The sequence below is a fragment of the Ectobacillus ponti genome (assembly GCF_024294785.1).
Classification (GTDB): domain Bacteria; phylum Bacillota; class Bacilli; order Bacillales; family Bacillaceae_G; genus Ectobacillus; species Ectobacillus ponti.
On sequence record NZ_JANCLT010000090.1, the window covers coordinates 1 to 577 of the forward strand.

The 577-nt window shown below is 67.8% G+C and carries 1 protein-coding gene; it reads right to left on the reverse strand.

Features of this window, described 5'->3' with window-relative positions:
• Positions 1-24: 24 nt before the first annotated feature.
• Positions 25-577: aquaporin (locus NK662_RS24695; RefSeq protein WP_254761364.1), on the reverse strand; the 553-nt coding region annotated here is incomplete at its 5' end.

Below are 577 nucleotides of genomic sequence, written 5' to 3' on the forward strand. Positions count from 1 at the left end.
TCGCGCGCGCCGCCGCCGCCGATCTCAGGCGTTGCTCCGGTAGGACCCGAGCTTGGCGGCGCTGGCCCTCAGCACGTACTGGTGGTAGGCGGCGGCGATGGCGGCGCCGATCAGGGGGCCCACCCAGAAGATCCATTGGTCATCCCAGGCCTTGTCCTTGTTGTAGATAACCGCGGTTCCCAAGCTCCTCGCCGGGTTAATGCCGGTGCCGGTGATGGGGATGGTGGCCAGATGGACCATGAACACCGCGAATCCAATTGGGAGAGGAGCCAACACCGGGACGTGGGAGTCGCGGGCGTTGCGCTTGGGGTCGGTGGCGGAGAAGACGGTGTAGACGAGCACGAAGGTGCCGATGATCTCGGCGGCGAGGCCGGTGCCCTTGGAGTAGCCGGCGGCGAGGGTGTTGGCGCCGCCGCCGTACCTGTTGAAGTAGGCGCTCTGGAACGCCTTGACGAGGCCGACGCCGCAGATGGCGCCGAGGCACTGCGCCACGATGTAGAGGATGGCGCGGACCAGGGACACCTTGCGCGCCAGGAAGAGCCCGAACGTCACCGCCGGGTTGATGTGCCCGCCGGAG